The organism is Micromonospora sp. WMMA1363 (assembly GCF_030345795.1).
Taxonomy (GTDB): Bacteria; Actinomycetota; Actinomycetes; order Mycobacteriales; family Micromonosporaceae; genus Micromonospora.
Window position 1 is genome coordinate 51,478 of sequence record NZ_JAUALB010000015.1, and the last position, 15,772, is coordinate 67,249.

General features: G+C 67.7%; 17 protein-coding genes and 3 pseudogenes. 10 read left to right on the forward strand and 10 right to left on the reverse strand.

What is annotated here, in order from left to right:
- Positions 1-52: 52 nt before the first annotated feature.
- The 3 genes from QTQ03_RS29245 to QTQ03_RS29255 all read right to left on the reverse strand — a co-directional run bounded on the left by QTQ03_RS29245 (position 53) and on the right by QTQ03_RS29255 (position 3,284).
- Positions 53-1,480, reverse strand: coding sequence for an IS1380 family transposase (locus QTQ03_RS29245; RefSeq protein WP_289279196.1), 1,428 nt, complete (start codon positions 1,478-1,480; stop codon positions 53-55).
- Positions 1,481-1,523: 43 nt separating this feature from the next.
- Complete coding sequence (tnpC, locus tag QTQ03_RS29250) at positions 1,524-2,678, reverse strand: IS66 family transposase (RefSeq protein ID WP_289281277.1); 1,155 nt, start codon at positions 2,676-2,678, stop codon at positions 1,524-1,526.
- A gap of 156 nt (positions 2,679-2,834) precedes the next feature.
- The gene (locus QTQ03_RS29255) at positions 2,835-3,284 is read right to left on the reverse strand and encodes a transposase family protein (RefSeq protein WP_289281194.1); all 450 of its coding nucleotides are present in this window, start codon (positions 3,282-3,284) and stop codon (positions 2,835-2,837) included.
- A gap of 140 nt (positions 3,285-3,424) precedes the next feature.
- Here QTQ03_RS29255 and QTQ03_RS29260 point away from each other — a divergent pair, with 140 nt between their 5' ends.
- From QTQ03_RS29260 to QTQ03_RS29275, 4 genes and pseudogenes are all read left to right on the forward strand, one after another.
- Positions 3,425-3,562 (forward strand): group II intron maturase-specific domain-containing protein, encoded by a 138-nt coding sequence (locus tag QTQ03_RS29260; protein WP_289281195.1) that lies wholly within the window; start codon positions 3,425-3,427, stop codon positions 3,560-3,562.
- Positions 3,563-3,766: 204 nt separating this feature from the next.
- Positions 3,767-3,922, forward strand: a pseudogene (locus QTQ03_RS29265) (IS110 family transposase); the annotation flags it as partial.
- Between the two features lie 181 nt (positions 3,923-4,103).
- Complete coding sequence (locus QTQ03_RS29270; protein WP_289279424.1) at positions 4,104-5,348, forward strand: ISAs1 family transposase; 1,245 nt, start codon at positions 4,104-4,106, stop codon at positions 5,346-5,348.
- A 281-nt stretch (positions 5,349-5,629) separates the two neighbouring features.
- On the forward strand, positions 5,630-6,274 hold the full coding sequence (locus QTQ03_RS29275) for an NYN domain-containing protein (RefSeq protein WP_289281196.1): 645 nt from the start codon (positions 5,630-5,632) through the stop codon (positions 6,272-6,274).
- Positions 6,275-6,323: 49 nt separating this feature from the next.
- Here QTQ03_RS29275 and QTQ03_RS29280 read toward each other — a convergent pair.
- Both QTQ03_RS29280 and QTQ03_RS29285 read right to left on the reverse strand, forming a co-directional pair.
- Positions 6,324-6,444 (reverse strand): annotated as a pseudogene (locus tag QTQ03_RS29280) (IS5/IS1182 family transposase); the annotation flags it as partial.
- Between the two features lie 176 nt (positions 6,445-6,620).
- Positions 6,621-6,842, reverse strand: coding sequence for a hypothetical protein (locus QTQ03_RS29285; RefSeq protein ID WP_289281197.1), 222 nt, complete (start codon positions 6,840-6,842; stop codon positions 6,621-6,623).
- A 328-nt stretch (positions 6,843-7,170) separates the two neighbouring features.
- Here QTQ03_RS29285 and QTQ03_RS29290 point away from each other — a divergent pair.
- The 6 genes and pseudogenes from QTQ03_RS29290 to QTQ03_RS29315 all read left to right on the forward strand — a co-directional run.
- A pseudogene (locus tag QTQ03_RS29290) lies at positions 7,171-7,575 on the forward strand (transposase family protein); the annotation flags it as partial.
- 122 nt (positions 7,576-7,697) lie between these two features.
- Positions 7,698-8,903 carry an IS256 family transposase gene (locus tag QTQ03_RS29295; protein WP_289280611.1) on the forward strand — a complete coding sequence of 402 codons (1,206 nt, stop codon included), beginning with the start codon at positions 7,698-7,700 and terminating at the stop codon, positions 8,901-8,903.
- Between the two features lie 115 nt (positions 8,904-9,018).
- Complete coding sequence (locus tag QTQ03_RS29300) at positions 9,019-9,354, forward strand: hypothetical protein (RefSeq protein WP_289281198.1); 336 nt, start codon at positions 9,019-9,021, stop codon at positions 9,352-9,354.
- A gap of 238 nt (positions 9,355-9,592) precedes the next feature.
- Complete coding sequence (locus tag QTQ03_RS29305) at positions 9,593-10,162, forward strand: YlcI/YnfO family protein (RefSeq protein WP_289281199.1); 570 nt, start codon at positions 9,593-9,595, stop codon at positions 10,160-10,162.
- Positions 10,163-10,352: 190 nt separating this feature from the next.
- Positions 10,353-11,216, forward strand: coding sequence for a ParA family protein (locus QTQ03_RS29310; RefSeq protein WP_289281200.1), 864 nt, complete (start codon positions 10,353-10,355; stop codon positions 11,214-11,216).
- A complete protein-coding gene (locus tag QTQ03_RS29315; protein WP_289281201.1) occupies positions 11,203-11,985 on the forward strand; it encodes a hypothetical protein in 783 nt (260 codons plus the stop codon). The genes QTQ03_RS29310 and QTQ03_RS29315 overlap by 14 nt, the downstream gene beginning before the upstream one ends.
- Before the next feature lie 95 nt (positions 11,986-12,080).
- Here QTQ03_RS29315 and QTQ03_RS29320 read toward each other — a convergent pair whose 3' ends face one another.
- The 5 genes from QTQ03_RS29320 to QTQ03_RS29340 all read right to left on the reverse strand — a co-directional run bounded on the left by QTQ03_RS29320 (position 12,081) and on the right by QTQ03_RS29340 (position 15,728).
- Positions 12,081-12,251, reverse strand: a complete 171-nt coding sequence (locus QTQ03_RS29320) for a hypothetical protein (RefSeq protein ID WP_289281202.1) — start codon at positions 12,249-12,251, stop codon at positions 12,081-12,083.
- A 279-nt stretch (positions 12,252-12,530) separates the two neighbouring features.
- Positions 12,531-13,982 carry an ASCH domain-containing protein gene (locus tag QTQ03_RS29325; protein WP_289281203.1) on the reverse strand — a complete coding sequence of 484 codons (1,452 nt, stop codon included), beginning with the start codon at positions 13,980-13,982 and terminating at the stop codon, positions 12,531-12,533.
- 15 nt (positions 13,983-13,997) lie between these two features.
- Entirely contained in the window at positions 13,998-14,537 is a 540-nt protein-coding gene (locus QTQ03_RS29330; protein WP_289281204.1) for an AAA family ATPase, read from the reverse strand.
- A gap of 25 nt (positions 14,538-14,562) precedes the next feature.
- Positions 14,563-15,501 (reverse strand): hypothetical protein, encoded by a 939-nt coding sequence (locus tag QTQ03_RS29335; RefSeq protein ID WP_289281205.1) that lies wholly within the window; start codon positions 15,499-15,501, stop codon positions 14,563-14,565.
- 26 nt (positions 15,502-15,527) lie between these two features.
- Positions 15,528-15,728, reverse strand: coding sequence for a hypothetical protein (locus QTQ03_RS29340; RefSeq protein ID WP_289281206.1), 201 nt, complete (start codon positions 15,726-15,728; stop codon positions 15,528-15,530).
- Between the last annotated feature and the right edge of the window lie 44 nt (positions 15,729-15,772).

Sequence of the window (15,772 nt, forward strand, 5' to 3'; positions counted from 1 at the left end):
CCGGTTCTCCAGGTCCGGGTGGTTTCTCTGCTGGTAGGGCCGGGGGGACGGGTCAGGTCGGCGGGGGTATCAGGCCTAGGCGGTGCCAGCAGAGTTGGAACGCCTCAGCCCAGGGCCAGGTGTCGGGGATGGACAGGATCTTCCGGCGGGCGTGGCTGGCCAGCTTGGCGGGTAGGTGCAGCAGCCGGTAGCGCAGGGTGCCGGGTTCGGCGTCGGCGAGGTCGGGCTGGTCGTGCAGGCCGAGCAGTCGGGTCCAGGCGGCCAGATCGGCGGCGATGTTCGCGGCTAGGACCCAGCCGCGGTTGACGGTCCAGGCCTTCGAGGGCAGGTTTCGCAGGCCCATGGCCTTGTTCGTGCGCACCTGATCTTCCACTCCGGCGTGCGAACGGTGCAGCACGTCGAGCCATTGCGGCTGGTGAGAGCCGGCCACGCCGTGGATGCGGCGGATGTTGGTGGCGACGATCGCGTACCGCCAGCCGGTACGTTTCTCCAGGTCGGTTAGGTTCCTGACGTGTCGGGTGGACGGTCTGGTCCGCCGCACGATCAGCCGTAGCCCGTCGATCCAGTTGCCGACCCGCTGGTTGAGGCCGGTCAGCTCGGCGACCTGCGCCTGATCGGTGGCATTACCGTCGGGTTCGAGGCTGCTGGTCCAGGCATCGGCGGGCAGCACGGCGATCGCGGTCTCGTCGGCGTCGGTGATCGTCCAGCCGACAGTGAACTTCACGCTGCGCCACAGCCGGTTCATCTGCTCCAGGTGGGTCACCAGGTCGTGGGTGGCGCCGGCCCCGTCGACCCGCACCAGGATCTTGCGCCGGTATCTGACCGGCAGTTGGGCGACCGCCTCACCCAACACCCGGATGTGATCAACCACGGTGTTCGAGCCGGCGTTGCCCGGCCGCAGCAGCATGGCCAGGCTCTCACTGGTGTTCGCGCACCACGCCCCGAGGGGGTGGAACCCGAAGCCTTTCTTGAACGTGGCCGCCGCGCCCTGCTTGTCGGAGTGAGCGGTGATCAGGGTGGCGTCCAGATCGATGACCACCCACCCGGTCAGCAGCTTGCCCGCCACCAGCAGCCACGGAAACCCCTGCGGCCGGCGCTCGAGAAGCTCCCAGACCCGGGCGCGGGCCTTCGCCCGCGCCTTGGCGATCCGGCGCAGGGCGGTCTCGTCGAGGCCGGCCAGAGCACGGCGCACGGTCGCTTCCGACGGTGGCTCGGCGAACACCAGCGCCTGATGGGCGAGCAGCCCGATGTCGGACATGCTGGTCGCGCCGAGCACGATCGCGGTCGCCAGGCAGATCAAGACCGTGCCCCGGTCCCACCACCCCGGCCCCGCACCGCGAGGCAGCACCGCGTTCAACGCCCAGGCCAGCCCGGTCCGGTCCGCGCACCGCCGCAGCAAAACCGCGCCGGCATGCCCGACCAAACCCTTCCCACCCGCCGCGACCTGCAGCCGCTGATCCCACCCGCTACTCTTACTCACCAGAAAGGTGCACCCGACTCTGCTGTGGACATGACGTAGACACTCACATCCTTGCAGGCCAGGCGCACCTTTCCTTCATGACCCTCGATGAATCAAATCCGCTCTGAACGGACGAGGCCAGGGCGGCGTGACGGAACGCGGCGACCCCGGCCGCCAGAATGGCGGGCTCGATGTGGTCGCGGCCTGCCGCGACAGCCTGGTCCGCGGCGGTTTTGAGGTCCAGCAGGGCCTGGATGCCCTGGCCGGCCCAGGTCGCGGACGGGTCGAGTTCGCCGGCGGCGGTCAGTTCCCGGAGCAGGTGGGCGCAGCACAGGGCGTGGGTGGCCTGCGGGTAGCAGTCATAGGGGGCCCAGGCGTCGTGCACGGCGATCCCGGTGAACGACGGCAGGACCTGGCCGGCGTCGATCGCGTCCCGACCCCGTTTCGGGTGCACGTAGAGCAGGCTGTACTTGCCGGTCGAGGCGGATTGGACCCAGTGCAGCTTCCCGGCGACCCGAAACCCGGTCTCGTCGAAATGCGCCAGCGGCGCCGCCGTCAGCGCGGTGCGGATCGCAGTCAGGAAGTCCCCCTCGAGCCGCACGGCGGCGCGGGCGGTCAGCTCGGCGACGCTGCCCGCAGAGATCGGCACCCCGAACAGATCGGCGACGGTCTGCGCGACGCGTTTCTGCGCCCCGAACTGGGCGACCAGCAGATACACCACGATCGCGGCCAGCCTGGGCCCGTACTGCACCGGCGCGTCCACCCCGGCCGGGCCGTCCGCGCGGGTGAGCACCCCACAGGCGCAGCGGCGCGTGTTGAGCCGATGCTCGACCACCCGCGCCGTGACCGGCGGGATTTCGAACACCTGACGACGGGTCACCGCAGCCAGCGGCGCTTCGGCGAGCAAGTCACCACAGCCACCGCAGGCGACCGGCTCGTGCCGAACCGTCTCGTCCGGATCCTCGACCTGCCGCAACGTCCGGCCCGGATGACCGTCCTGGCCACCCGAACGGCGCCTGGACCGGCCCCGCAACGACTTCGGCGCCGGCTTACCCAGCCCCTGCGCCGACGGCGGCATACTCGAGTTCCGCGGGTTCTGCCCCAACCGACGCCGCAACTCGGCGTTCTCCGCCTCCAGCGCCTCGATCCGCGCGTTCGCCCGCGCCAGGGCCTGCTCCAGCACGGCAAGCCGCTCCAGCAGCTCCACGATGGACGACATCTCCGGCACCCGGACATCCTGCCCAACAACCCCGCCAAGATCAAATCAGCATGGACCGCCAACCTGAGTAGTTACCATGATCCACAGGTGTCGTGCTCGCTCCTCATCCGGTCACGTCCCTCAGGACAACGTCAGGCCAAAAGGGACATTCGCGGACTACTCCGGGGCCCTGGGCTTGAATGTTGGCGCCGAAGTCGCGGTGCTTTCCGGAATACCAGGCGTCGATGGTCTCGCCCCTGACCGACAGGGTGGTTTCGGTGAGCCGGTCACAGTCGAACAGCTTGCCGTCGAGGATGACGTACGACCAGCCGTCGTCGGCGACGCGGCGTAGCCGGTGTGCAGGTCGGTTGCCTGGGCGGCGAGCACGGCGACGCCTTCGTCGCGGTAGCGGTACGCCGTGGCCCGGGAGATGCCGAAACCGGCGGCCAGCAGGGTCAGGTCCTCGGCTTTGCGGAACCAGACGAGCACGAGAAGTGCCTGGTAGAAGCAGGTCAAGGCGCGGGTGTCGCGCCGGGTTCCCCTGGCTCGGCGTTCGGCGGCGAGTAGCCGGCCGAGGTACTGCACGAGTTCCCTGGGCACGTCGATCGTGGCACGATATGCGATCACGCGGAGTCCTCACCGTGTAGGTGATCTTGTGGTGAGAACTACCTACCGAGGACTCCGCGCCCCGTTCCAGTACCGTCCAATCTCAGCACCTTCGCCCGTGTCGCACCAATCAACACATTTGCGTCGCTGAGATCAGCTCAGTGTCCAGCTCGACCTTCCAATACTTGTCCAAGTACGCCTGGGAACGGGTGATGGGATGGATCCGGCGCAAACACCGAAAGATCACCTGGAAGGAACCTCCGTCGGCGCTTCTGCGCCGGCGGCTGGTGGCCGGCTGACGGCGAGATGACACTATTCGACCCCGGGAAGGTGCGGACCACCCGCTACCGCTACCGGGGCGCGAAGATCCCCACGCCGTGGACCCCGGCAAGCTGAGCGACGACCCGCGCCGATCGGGACTTGTGGAGAGCCCGGTGCTCAGTAATGGGCACGCCGGGTTCGGCGGGCGGCCCGAGGAAACGGACCGGTCGAAAGACCGGCACCGCGCCTCGGGCCGACCCAACCGCGCCGAGGGCAAGAAACACAACGCCGCCCTCATCTGCCTCGCCCGACGCCGCGTCGACGTCCTACACGCCATGCTGCGCACCAAGACCCCATACCAGCCGAAACCGGCGGACAAACCCCGCCTCGCGGCTTGACAAAACCCATAGGGACACCCCCCCGGGGCAGGGCTGTTGTGTAGTCGATCAAAGGGCGGTTGAACTGGGGTTTCGCAGGGGGTTCGGCGAGGTCCGGGGTCCATGTGGGACGGGTACGGCCCGTTGGTGATCATGGTGTTTGCGAAGACAACCGTGATCGAGAACAGGACCGTACCCGCTGATGTCATCATCACTGACCGAGATCGTGCTGCCGCACCGACCCCCCAGCCTGCCGTCACCGGTTGTGGTCACCGGTAGCGACCGTGACAGTGACCGCCGCAGCTTGTTCGTGGCGTTGGCGGTCATCAACGACCCGCGCGATCCGCGGGGCCGGCGGTATCCGCTGGTCAGTGTCCTGGCGGCGGCGGTGTGCGCGGTACTCGCCGGGGCGTGCACGTTCGCCGCGGTCGCGGACTGGATGCGCTTCCAGGACGAGTCGGTGTGGACCCGGCTCGGGTTCGACGGCCGGGTACCGGCCGCGACGACGGTGTGGCGGCTGCTGATCCGGCTCGACGCCGAGGTGTTGTCGCAGGTCCTCGCGTGTTGGTTGCGGGAGCGGGCCGGGCCGGTCGTGATCGGCGGGCGCCGGGGGCGACTCGTCATCGCCATCGACGGGAAGGTCGCCCGGGGTGCCCGCCTCGCCGACGGGCGGCAGGTGCATCTGCTCTCGGCCTACGACACCAGCACCGGGATCGTGCTCGCCCAGGTTCAGATCACGGCGAAGTCGAACGAAATCCCGGCGTTCACCCCACTACTACGCCTGGTTGCGGCCGTGCTGGGATCCCTGAAGGACGTCCTGGTCGTCGCCGACGCGCTGCACGCCCAGACCGGGCACGCCGATCTGCTCGCCTCCGCCGACGCTCATCTGATGGTCCCGATCAAGGCCAACCAACCCAAGCTGTTCGCCCAGCTCAAGGCCCTGCCCTGGGCGCAGGTCCCGGTCGGGGCACAGACCCGCGAGACCGGTCACGGCCGCAAAGAGACCCGCACCGTCAAGGCACTCACCGTCAAGACCCCCGGCGGGCTGGGCTTTCCCAACGCCGAACAGGCCGTCCGGATCACCCGGACCCGCACGATCAAGGGCAAGACCACTCGCGAAACGGAGTACCTGACTATCTCGCTGCCCGCCGACCAGGCCCAACCCGCCGACCTCGGCACCTGGGCGCGCTCTGAATGGCATATCGAGAACCGCCTACATCACGTCCGAGACGTCACGCTACGTGAAGACGCCCACCAGGCCAGGACCCACAACGGTCCTGCCGTGTTCGCCACCCTCCGTAACACCGCAATCGGATACCACCACACCGACGGCGCCACCAACATCGCCGAAGCAACTCGCCGGGCCAGTCACCGCCCACACGAGCTCATCGACGCCGTGACTACCGGAAAACCGACCGTGACCAGCAGCAACACGACAATGCAATAGCCCTGCCCCCGGGGATCCTGAACGTTCGTGGCCAGAGCGCCAGCAAACAAGAAGAAATGCTAGAATAGCAAGAGGGATATCAATACATAGGCTGACAGTATCTACGCCGCGTACTACAGTCATCGCACCCTGGCGAGCTAAGTACCCGGCCGGCCCCCGAAGTTCGGTGTTCCGTAGAATCTTCATTGTTTCATCCCGTATGGTTACTGGCAGCGCACAGGCGCGTATGGTGCGTTGCCAAATTAACGGATGCATTTCGGTAAACATGAAAGGATTGAAGCATGAACCCGTATCACATCGAGGGCCCCGGGATTCCGCCTATGCCGAAGTTTAAAGATCGGACAACAAAATGGGATATCTATATCGACGAGGCTAATTTTTTTGGCAATGTCAAGGGGCGTTATCCGAACACTTACGAGTGGTTCGATTTTTTCAAGCTAGGGAAGCTCGTCCTTGACGACCTGTACGAAGATCTCGACCCACCGCACTATGACATCCAAACTGTGTGGATGTTCGGTGCCATGAAACCGAACGAGTGGGGACAGTGGGCCCGTACACGTGATGGGCACATGAGAGATCTGATGCGAGAAGACACCGAAGGGGTTAACGTTTTCCTCGGCGAATACAAGCCGAGAAATACAACTTGCCCTAAATGTGGACACGTCTGGAGCGACTTTGTTGAAAAGCGGACCGATTCCAACTTCGCTGTTCAACTGATGATGAATGGGGACACTGACCACACCGATGGAGTCCTCGTGCTAGGTGGGGACGAGGATATTATTCCGGCGGTCTATGAGGCGAAAAACAACCTGGAAAAAGTGATTATCGGGGGTGTTGCGCAGCTTAGGGGAGTTTCGGCGGCACTTCAGCGACTGATCCGGTATACAGAGATCAGTAGCGATATTCTTGACGCATCCAGCGTTTAAGGGACGTCTCGTAACTAGCTGAAGGTATCGCCTGGTACCGGGCCGGTGGTCAGCCAGTGAGGATGATGTTGTGGAGGTTGACCTATGCCGGAGGCGGCATACGTCAATGTGTGGGCGGCGCGGCGGTAGTCGCGCAGGATCTTGAAGCACTTCATCCTGGCCAGGGCGTGTTTCAGGGTCATTGCATGTTCGGGTAACTGCCGTTCACGGCTCGTTGGTCTTGCCGTCGACATCGACCTGGGCCAGGACGGTTCCGGTGTGCTGATCCAGCACGGCGAGCAGATGCACCTGGGCACCGGCCGGGCCGCTGCCTCGAAGGTTTTGCCGTCCACGCTGTGTCAGCGGCCTATTCCGCGACCGCCGCCGCGGATCGGGCGCCGGTCAGTACCGCCGCGACCGCCGTGGCCAGCGCCGGGGGCAGCGCATGCACGACACCGCGAGGGTCACGCCGGTCCGGCACAGCCGTCAACGCCGTGATCAGGTTTGCCCTGCCCTGGCCCGGTAACGGCTCGTCCAACAGGCGGTCCGCGTGCACGGCCAACACGTCAATCAGCGATGATGGTGCCAACGGGCGTGGTCCTCTTTGATCTTCCCAGACTCGACACCTGGATGATCATCCAAAGGCTGCGCCCGTCTCGGCTCGGTCGCCAGTCTGGCGTCGACTGCCGGCACCCACGTTACGAAGAGACCTACCCCAAGTCACGGGCGGCCGTGTCCCTATCAGCGGTCCGTCGACGCCACCCGGCCCGGCGACAACACCCCCGGATCATCCATACGACAGGGGCGGTAAGTCATACCAGGCCGGACAGGCGACCGAGCAGTCCCGGGACTGTACAAATAACGGCCCTGTCTCACTTTCGGTGGTGACGGAGGGTGGCGGGTGTCGTTGTTCCTATGTGGAGGATGTCAACAGGCTTGTACGGACGGTGTTCTCGGGGCTGTCCCCGCTGGTCATCGAGGACGTGACCGACGAGGGTGAGCGGATCGTGGTGCGGGCCCGGACGCCGCGTGACACTGCGGTCTGCCCGAGGTGCGGGGCCTCGTCCGGACGGGTGCACGGCTATCACTGGCGGACGGTCGCCGACGTTCCGGTCGACGGGCGCCGGGTGGTGGTCCGTGTGCGGGTGCGGCGTCTGGTGTGCCCCACGCGCGGCTGCCGCCACACCTTCTGTGAACAGGTTCCCGGGGTGCTGGAGCGATACCAGCGCCGCACAGCCCGTTTGAACAGGCAGGTCAAAGCCGTCGTCAAGGAGTTAGCGGGCCGGGCAGGGTCGCGTCTGCTGGCGATACTCGGCCATGGGGACTGTACAAATAACGGCTGATCGACCGATCAAGGGAGAGACGCCAGATGACGACCGAGACCACCGTGGGACAGCCGGCCGTGGAGCCGGTGGGTGCGGTCACGGATGAGCAGTTGATCGCGATGCTGGTCGATCGGGCTCGTGGTGACGGGTTGAAGCTGACCGGCGAGGGTGGGCTGCTGCAGCAGCTGACGAAGCGGGTCCTCGAGTCGGCGTTGGATGGGGAGATCACCGACCACGTCGGCTACGACAAGCACGACCCGGCGGGTCGGGGTAGCGGGAACACCCGTAACGGCAGCCGGACCAAGACGGTGCTCACCGACGTCGGGCCGGTCGAGGTGCGGGTCCCACGCGACGCCGCCGGGACGTTCGAGCCGCAGATCGTGCGTAAGCGGCAGCGGCGTCTGACCGGCGTCGACGACATGGTCCTGTCGCTGTCGGCCAAGGGCCTGACCCACGGCGAGATCGCCGCGCACCTGGCTGAGGTCTACGGCGCTGAGGTGTCGAAGCAGACCATCTCCACGATCACCGACAAGGTCATGGACGGCATGGCCGAGTGGCAGAACCGGCCCCTGGACCGGGTCTACCCGGTCGTGTTCATCGACGCCATCAACGTCAAGATCAGGGACGGTCAGGTCGCGAACCGGCCGATCTACCTCGCGATGGCGGTCACCGTCGACGGCCACCGCGACATCCTCGGTATCTGGGCCGGTGACGGCGGCGAGGGCGCCAAGTACTGGCTGCACGTGCTCACCGAGTTGAAGAACCGCGGCGTGGCCGACGTGCTGATGCTGGTCTGTGACGGGCTCAAGGGACTGCCGGAGACGGTGGAGACGGTGTGGCCGCGCACGATCGTGCAGACGTGTGTGGTGCACCTGCTGCGCAACTCGTTCCGCTACGCCGCCCGGCAGGACTGGGACAAGATCGCCAAAGCGCTGCGGCCGGTCTACACCGCGGCGACCGAGGACGCCGCCACCGAGCGGTTCCTCGAGTTCGCCGAGGCGTGGGGCCGTAAGTATCCGGCGATCGTGAAGCTGTGGGAGAACGCGTGGGCGGAGTTCGTGCCGTTCCTCGCCTTCGACGTGGAGATCCGCAAGGTCATCTGCTCCACGAACGCGATCGAGTCCGTCAACGCCCGTATCCGCAGGGCCGTGCGAGCTCGTGGCCACTTCCCGAACGAGCAGGCCGCACTCAAGTGCGTCTACATGGCCTTGATGAGCCTCGACCCGACCGGAGCCGGCCGCCGACGCTGGACCATGCGCTGGAAAGCACCACTGAACGCCTTCCAGATCGCCTTCGAAGGCCGGCTCACCCCGGCCAACAACTGACCACCTCAACAACCAAGATCAGCCGTTAACTTGACACTCCCTGGAGCCAAGGGGTCAGGTCATCCGTGGTTTGTTCGTTCGATCAACCGGGCCCTTCGGGTCTGGGAGGAGTCGCGTGAGCGAGCTGAAGTCAGCAGGCAAGTCGTTCGAGATCTCGAAGCGGGAAGTATGGGAGGCGTGGGAGAAGGTCAGGGCGAACAAGGGCGCCGCTGGGGTGGATGGCTGCTCGGTTGAGGACTTCGAGGCCGACCTGAAGAACAACCTGTATCGGGTCTGGAACCGGATGTCCTCGGGGAGCTACTTCCCGCCGCCGGTGCTCGCGGTGGAGATACCGAAACCGCATGGTGTGGGGAGCAGGATGCTCGGCGTGCCCACTTATCCACATGCTCCGGTTTCGATGCCATCCGAGCCTCTTTCGGCACCTCAACAGCTACGACACTCGTCTTCCTGATCCCCACCTGACGCATCACGTGCGCCTTCTCCCACACGCTCACCACGACAGTCTTCAGCCAACGCAGCAGTGGGCGGTTTGAAGCCTGCCCCCGCAGGCCCGACTCCGAGGGGCCAACCCTCATCTCTTACGCAGCACCGCACCCAGAAGCTCCTCCTACATCAAGCTCCCTTCAACGTTCGTGACACACGTGGATCGAGGCTCAGCCCCCGTCAACCGAACGTTTTACACTGGCCGTGTGGGATACGACTGGTTGCCTGAGGCATTGGCCGCGTTGCTCGGTGTCGAGCCGTACGAGGTCGCGCAGGTGCTCGCGGCGCGGCGGAGTCTGCCCCTTGCCGCCACCAGCGGCAGCGTGCGGTTCATCGCCGTCATGGGACGCACCCACGCCGGGCGGCCCCTCGTGGTGGCGGTGCGCAAGGTGGGCGAGTTCGACCAGCAGATCATCGGGGCGCGGGAGATGACCCCGGCGGAGCTCAAGCGGTTCGAGGCATGGGAGATGAGCGAGGACGTGGTGCGGGCGGCCGAGGCGTTCGCCAGTGGTGAGGTCGAGTACGACGACACGGCCCCCGTAGAGCTGCCGCCAGCGGCGGAGGCTGAACCGATGGTCATGCGTGGGGTGCGCCTGCCCGTCGACCTGGACCAGCGGGTCCGCGCGGCCGCCGAGGTCGCCGGCGTGAAGTCCTCCACCCTGATCCGCGAGTGGATCGAGGTGGGCCTGACCGAGCTGGAGAACGACCGGCTCGTGTCGCTGTCCGCGCTGCGCCGCGCGATCGCCCACGCCACCCAGGCAGGCCGCGCCGCCTAAACCCGGAGCCCAACGCTCGTACACCTGATCCGGCGAGATAGTACGTGAGATGATGCATGAGATAGCTCATGAGATAGACCACGCATGTAACCATCCATAACGCTGCCGGTGGAGGTGCGACGTGTCGCGTGCACTGAGCGCCGAAACCTGGTATGGAGGCTGCAATGCAGTCTCGGGCGGAGGGGTCGCCGTGGTCGATGACGTGGAAAGCGCCGCGGCGCTGGTCGAACAGGACGGAATACCGGGCGGGCGGCACAGCGCCCGGGAGTCCGGGGCGGGCAAGGGCGCGTGGCTGGCCACGCTGGGCATGACCCCGGCCGATCTGACCGGAAAGATCATCGTTGTTGCCGGGTACAAGGGCGGGATCGGTAAGACGCTGCTGGCGTACGAGCTGGCGTACCTGCTCGGCGCGGTCCTGATTGATCTCGACTGGGACCGGGGCAACGCCTCCCGGGCCTGGGGGTACCGGGAGGAGAACCGGATCGGGTCGCCGTTGATGGACGCGCTGGGGCGTGGCCGGGTACCGCGGCCCCTCGCCGGGGGACCGTGGCGGCCGGACTTGGTGCCCTGCTCGGCGGAGTTCGGTATCGACCAGCCGCCGCACGAGCAGCTGACCGAGGCGCTGGAGACGTGGGCCGCTGCCTGGGGTGAGGAGTACCGCTGCCCCGTGGTCGTCGACACGCACCCGGGCGCGCAGTCCTCGACGTACGCCGCGGTGGCGGCCGCGCACGGCATCGTCGTGCCGACCGTGCTCGGCGAGCGGGAGATGGAGGCTACCGAGGGCCTGGTGTCCGAGCTGAAGTCGTACCGGATCATCCTGATCCCGAACAAGGTCGGGATCAGTCCGCCGGAGCGGTACATCAAATGGCTGAGCCGGATCTCGGCGACGTCGTTCGTCCCGGTCGGCCCGTCGGTCAGTAACTACTCATGGTTGCCCACGCGGCAGCGCCGGATGGCGATATGCGCGAGCAACCCGGTGTCGGCCCGGGCGCGACCCCTCGTCGAGGAACTGCATCGGGTCGGGGAAAAGGTGGTGCGCTATGTCGCAGCCTGAGCCGGGTAACGGCCTAGACGAGCTTCGTGGCCGGCGGGAGCGCCGGCGACGCGAGCCACCCCCGCCGCGGCATCCCAAGGTGATACCCGCGACCGCCGACGACCAGGCGGCCGCGAACCTGGCGCCGGCCGACGCGCCCGACGACGACCGCGAGACAGCGCGTGAGATACCTCGCGAGGTAGCACCCGAGACAGCCGCACCGATAACGGGGGAGCGGGTCGAGCAGGCCACGTCACCGCGACCGGCCTCCGGTACGCGGCCGGTGCCGGCTCGCGCCAGTTCGCCCGCCCGGACGGGTGGCTCGCCGCTGCCGAAACTGGAGGTCGACCTAACGGACCCGGCGGCGATGATGGTCACGCCCACGGTGTTGAGCATCCCGGGGGAGATCATGCGCCGGTTCGAGCAGGCGCGGCCTCAGCACGCCAGCCACACCGCACTGGTGCTCAATGCGCTTCGTGCGCACGCCGAGCATCTGCCGGATCTGGTGCTGGAGCGGCGGCCCGGGCCTCGCCCGGGTGACCTGTTCCCGTACCGGGCAGAGCCGGGGTCGGGGGCGCCGCTGCGGCCGGCGCCGCTGCGTATCCGGCCCACGGCCGGAGAGCTGGCCATCATGGACGCGCTGAGCGGCTGGGTCAATAACGAGATCTGGCATCGGCGGCCTGGCGGCCGGAAGGTCTCGCGTTCCGAGGTCGTCGCGGTCGCGCTCGACGTCTACCTGCCACAACTCAGGGCCACTGGAGTACGCCGGCAAACCGGCAGTAGATCTTAAGCTGCTGACATGACTGGCTGCATCCGTTGGGGCCCCCGCTCCGGGTAGGTGCCCGCCCCAGACTCCAGGAGGCGGACAGCTACCCGGAGCGGGGGCTACTCGTCGTCGTAGTCGTACGGGTCTTGTGGATCGTTGCGGTCGGCGGCTTCCTGCGCTCGGTCGTCGAAGCCGCTGGTAGCGGTCGGCGAGTGCGGATCGCGGTCGGCGGCCGCGCTGATGCGGTCGGCGGCCTCGTGGTCCATCGGTGTCGGTTCTGATCGGGCCATGACGGTTCCTCCGTCGGCTCGTGCCCTCGGTTACGCCTGGGGCCACTCGCACCCAAACCGCACCGTGCGGCTAGGGTGATCCGATCCCGCGGGCTACGTCGATGCCGGGCCCACTCGATGCGGGCTGCCCGTGCTGGTCACCGCGCGTGAGGTGTCCGGCGGGATCAGCCGGAGGTTCGCACCGTCACACACCCGGCTGAGGAATGCCGGTCCCTTCCGATGCCCCACCACGCTACGCCTCCGACCCCCAGGTCAACGGTGTCCGGCGGGGACTGGCCGTCAGACGTTCAGTGCTGGGGGGATCAGCTCGACCTCGATGGCGAGCACGCCGAGGGCTTCCTTCTCAGGGCCGTAGATGCGGCGGATGTTCGCAAGCTGCTGGTGGCGGGGGCTGTCCGGGTTGACCTTGTCGGGGCCCTCGGTGTCGAGCATCTGCTCGAACGACTCGTACCGGGCCACCCGCTTGACCTTCGTCAACGCCTCGTCGCGGCCGCACACGAACCGGATGAGCTGGCCGGGGGCGAGGTTGCGCAGGTTCGGGTACTGCACCCGGACCTCGATGGTCTTGCGGCCGGCGGCGAGCAGGTCGAAGTAACGGCGGTAGAGGTTCATCTCCCGGGCGCGCGGCGGGGCCTCGGTGATCGGGTGCGCGGTCATGATGCGGTTCAGCTCCTGGGTGGTGTAGCTGCGGTAGAAGTGCTTCGGGTCAGACAGGAATTTCGACACCAGCCAGACGAGAGTGTCGACGTAGTTGTCCACGCCGCCGTCCCACGCGGTGGCGTCGAGCATCCACGGCTGGGCGCCGGTGGGCAGCGCGACCAGGCGTTCGCGGATGAGGCTCTTGGACAGCTTCGCGCCGGTGTCGGTCAGCACCATCGGCGTGAAGACCCGCGGCGGGGCAAGCAGGCCACCGAGCTGTTGGTGGGCCTCGTCGACGAGTTGGCAGCCGAACGCCCAGTCGCCACCTTTGACCATGACGGACAGGGTGACCGGGTCGCGGGCCAGCACCCGCTCCTTCACGAGGTTGCGGTACAGGGTGGCCAGATCGAGATAGCCGCCGCCGTCCGCGGCGACGGCTATCTCGTACGGGCCGTGGTCGGTGCACACGGCGCTGAACGTGGCGTCCATCCGCCGGTGCACGGCCACCCTGGTCCGCTCGGCGCGTTTCTCCGCCCACCCGCATTGCGGGCACGGCACCCGGATGTGCACCACCCCGTGCGACGGTGCCAGGGGCCAGCGGATCGTGTCGAGCCGATCGAGGGTGTGCAGGAACTCGGCCCGGAACGCCGGCTGTTCCTGCTGCTCGGTGTAGGTCTCCACCTCGTAGTCGACGCCGGTGGCGTCGGCGAGGCTGTCGAAGAACGCCCGGTAGTAGCGCTCGATCAGCTCCCCGATCTGGGTCTTGCCGAGCGCGTGGAAGTAGGTCTGCTGGTAGGCGTGCATCGTCTCGGGGTCAAGGCGGATGTCGTGCGGGGCGTTGTCGAGCGCACCGAACCGCACGATCGCGTCGACGTTGAAGGTCCGACGGATCGCCTTGGCGAGCAGGAACGCCGCAGTCTGCACCAGGCTGGTGCCCAGGTGCGGCGCCCCGTTGATCTGCGTACCGACGACCAGGGCGACCCGCTCGGGCCGGGTGGCCTGCAACCGGGGGCGGACCATGTCGACGGCGCGGAGCATGGCGTTGGCGGTGACGTTGTTCGGACTGACCAACTCGATTCCGGGGGTGGTCACAGCGCGGTCCTCCAGCTATGCGGCGGCGGGCACGTTGGCGAGGATGAAGTCGACTCGGGCGGCGGCGTCGTTGGCGGGCACGAAGATCGGCGAGTACCCGGCGTCGTAGTAGCCCTGGATGATCAGCTGGTGGACGCGGACGATCTCGCGTTCCTTGGCCCACACCAGATCGTCCTCGCTGTTGAAGTCGTCCAGAGGATCGAGGACGAACACCCCGTCGTAGCGGTACTTCTCGGTGGCCTCGCGCAGCTCCGGGTACGGGTCCAGGCCGAACGCCCGGTCCCATCCGTCCCCGTCGGGGATGCCCCGGTTGTAGAAGTGCAGCCCACCGGTGTGGGCCCGGTACTCGGCGATGAACGCCCCCAGCACCTCGCGGGAGTAGGCGCGGCGGTCGCCCACCTCCAGGTGCCGGCCGAGACGTTCGCGGTGCGCCCGGTAGATCTCCCGCGCCGGCTCGCCCTCGGTGATTGGCAACCCGCGTTCGGCCATCTCGGCGAACACGCCTTCCTTGCCGGCGGACGGCCCGCCGGTGATCACATACCGCTGTTCGGTCACGCTGCTCTCCTCATGGGTCGGTGTGTCACTGCTGGTCTGTGGGGTCGGGGGCGCGGCCGGTGGCGGTGCCCGGGTTGAAGCCGGTCAGCGCCTCGCACCAGCGGGCGCTCACCTCGCCTGGCACGGTGGCCAGGAACGCCAACTCAGTGGGCGCGTCGGCGGCGGCCGCCGCGAGCGCCTGCCGCTGGCCCGAATTGAGCGGCGGCGTCCACCCGGCGAGGTCCGCCAGGCCCTCGGGGGTCAGGCCGGTGTCGGCGTGCAGCAGCACCTCGCCGTACGCGGCCCGGTAGCGCTGCGCCAGGGCGAGCAGCTGCCCGTACCGGCGCAGCGCGGTGCACGCGGCGGCGACCAGGGCGGCGGGCTCGGCGCGCATACTGCGCGCCCGGGCCAAGCCGAGCAGCTCGGCACGCAGCAGGTACACCCCGCTCCACAACCGCGACAGCAGCTCGGCGTGCTCAGCGGCCTCCCACGCGAACGGGTCGGCCGGCACCCGGGGCCGGGCCGATGCCGGCGCGAGCGGCGGGGCGAGCGCCCGGGTCATCGCGTACTCGTCGCTGTCACGGCGCAGCGCCCACGCGAGCAGGCCCAGCAGCCGCGGCTCGATCCGCTTGCGGAAGTGGTGCACCTCGTGCCCGGACGCCGCAGCGGCGACCTCGCGCCGCTGGGTGAGGGTCGTCCCGCTGACCGCGGGCGGCAGCCCGAACAGCGCCCGGGCGGCGTCGGTCAGCGACTCGTCATCGAAGCGGGCCAGGCACCAGCGCAGCAGACCCTCGAACGCGGCCGCCCGCGACGCGCGGTCGTCGGGGTTCGTGGCCCGGGCGCGGACGCCGGGCAGGTCGAGCAGCACGTCATCGACAACGTCCGGGGCGAACGGCAGGCCCGGACGGGCCAAGGTGCGCAGCGCGGCGGTCATCGCCTCGTGCACGTCGTCGGGGATCGCGGCGGACGGTGGGGTGGTCGGCATGGAACCTCCTCGGGGTTCCCCATCAGTCAACCAGAGATGCCCAGAAAATGCCCAGTTCTATCCGTCCCGGAAACGCTCGGGTCGAAGCACACCGTGCTGGACGTGCGTAGGTGCTTGCCCATCGGCACCCCTACCAGCGGTGCGCCGGTGCCGATCCCGAACGGCCACAGACCACAGACCTGACCGTGACTGCCGCGGACCTCCACCGGTGCTTCCACGTAACCCATCCGGCCACCGCCCACCACGAACGGGCCGTACTTGTCGGCACGGC

Coding starts and splice junctions, on each gene's coding strand:
- QTQ03_RS29340 (WP_289281206.1), bottom strand. CDS start 15,728: ATGGGTTACGTGGAAGCACCGGTGGAGGTCCGCGGCAGTCACGGTCAG.
- QTQ03_RS29275 (WP_289281196.1), top strand. CDS start 5,630: ATGAACCCGTATCACATCGAGGGCCCCGGGATTCCGCCTATGCCGAAG.
- QTQ03_RS29270 (WP_289279424.1), top strand. CDS start 4,104: ATGTCATCATCACTGACCGAGATCGTGCTGCCGCACCGACCCCCCAGC.
- tnpC (WP_289281277.1), bottom strand. CDS start 2,678: ATGTCGTCCATCGTGGAGCTGCTGGAGCGGCTTGCCGTGCTGGAGCAG.
- QTQ03_RS29320 (WP_289281202.1), bottom strand. CDS start 12,251: ATGGCCCGATCAGAACCGACACCGATGGACCACGAGGCCGCCGACCGC.
- QTQ03_RS29295 (WP_289280611.1), top strand. CDS start 7,698: ATGCTGGTCGATCGGGCTCGTGGTGACGGGTTGAAGCTGACCGGCGAG.
- QTQ03_RS29335 (WP_289281205.1), bottom strand. CDS start 15,501: ATGCCGACCACCCCACCGTCCGCCGCGATCCCCGACGACGTGCACGAG.
- QTQ03_RS29315 (WP_289281201.1), top strand. CDS start 11,203: ATGTCGCAGCCTGAGCCGGGTAACGGCCTAGACGAGCTTCGTGGCCGG.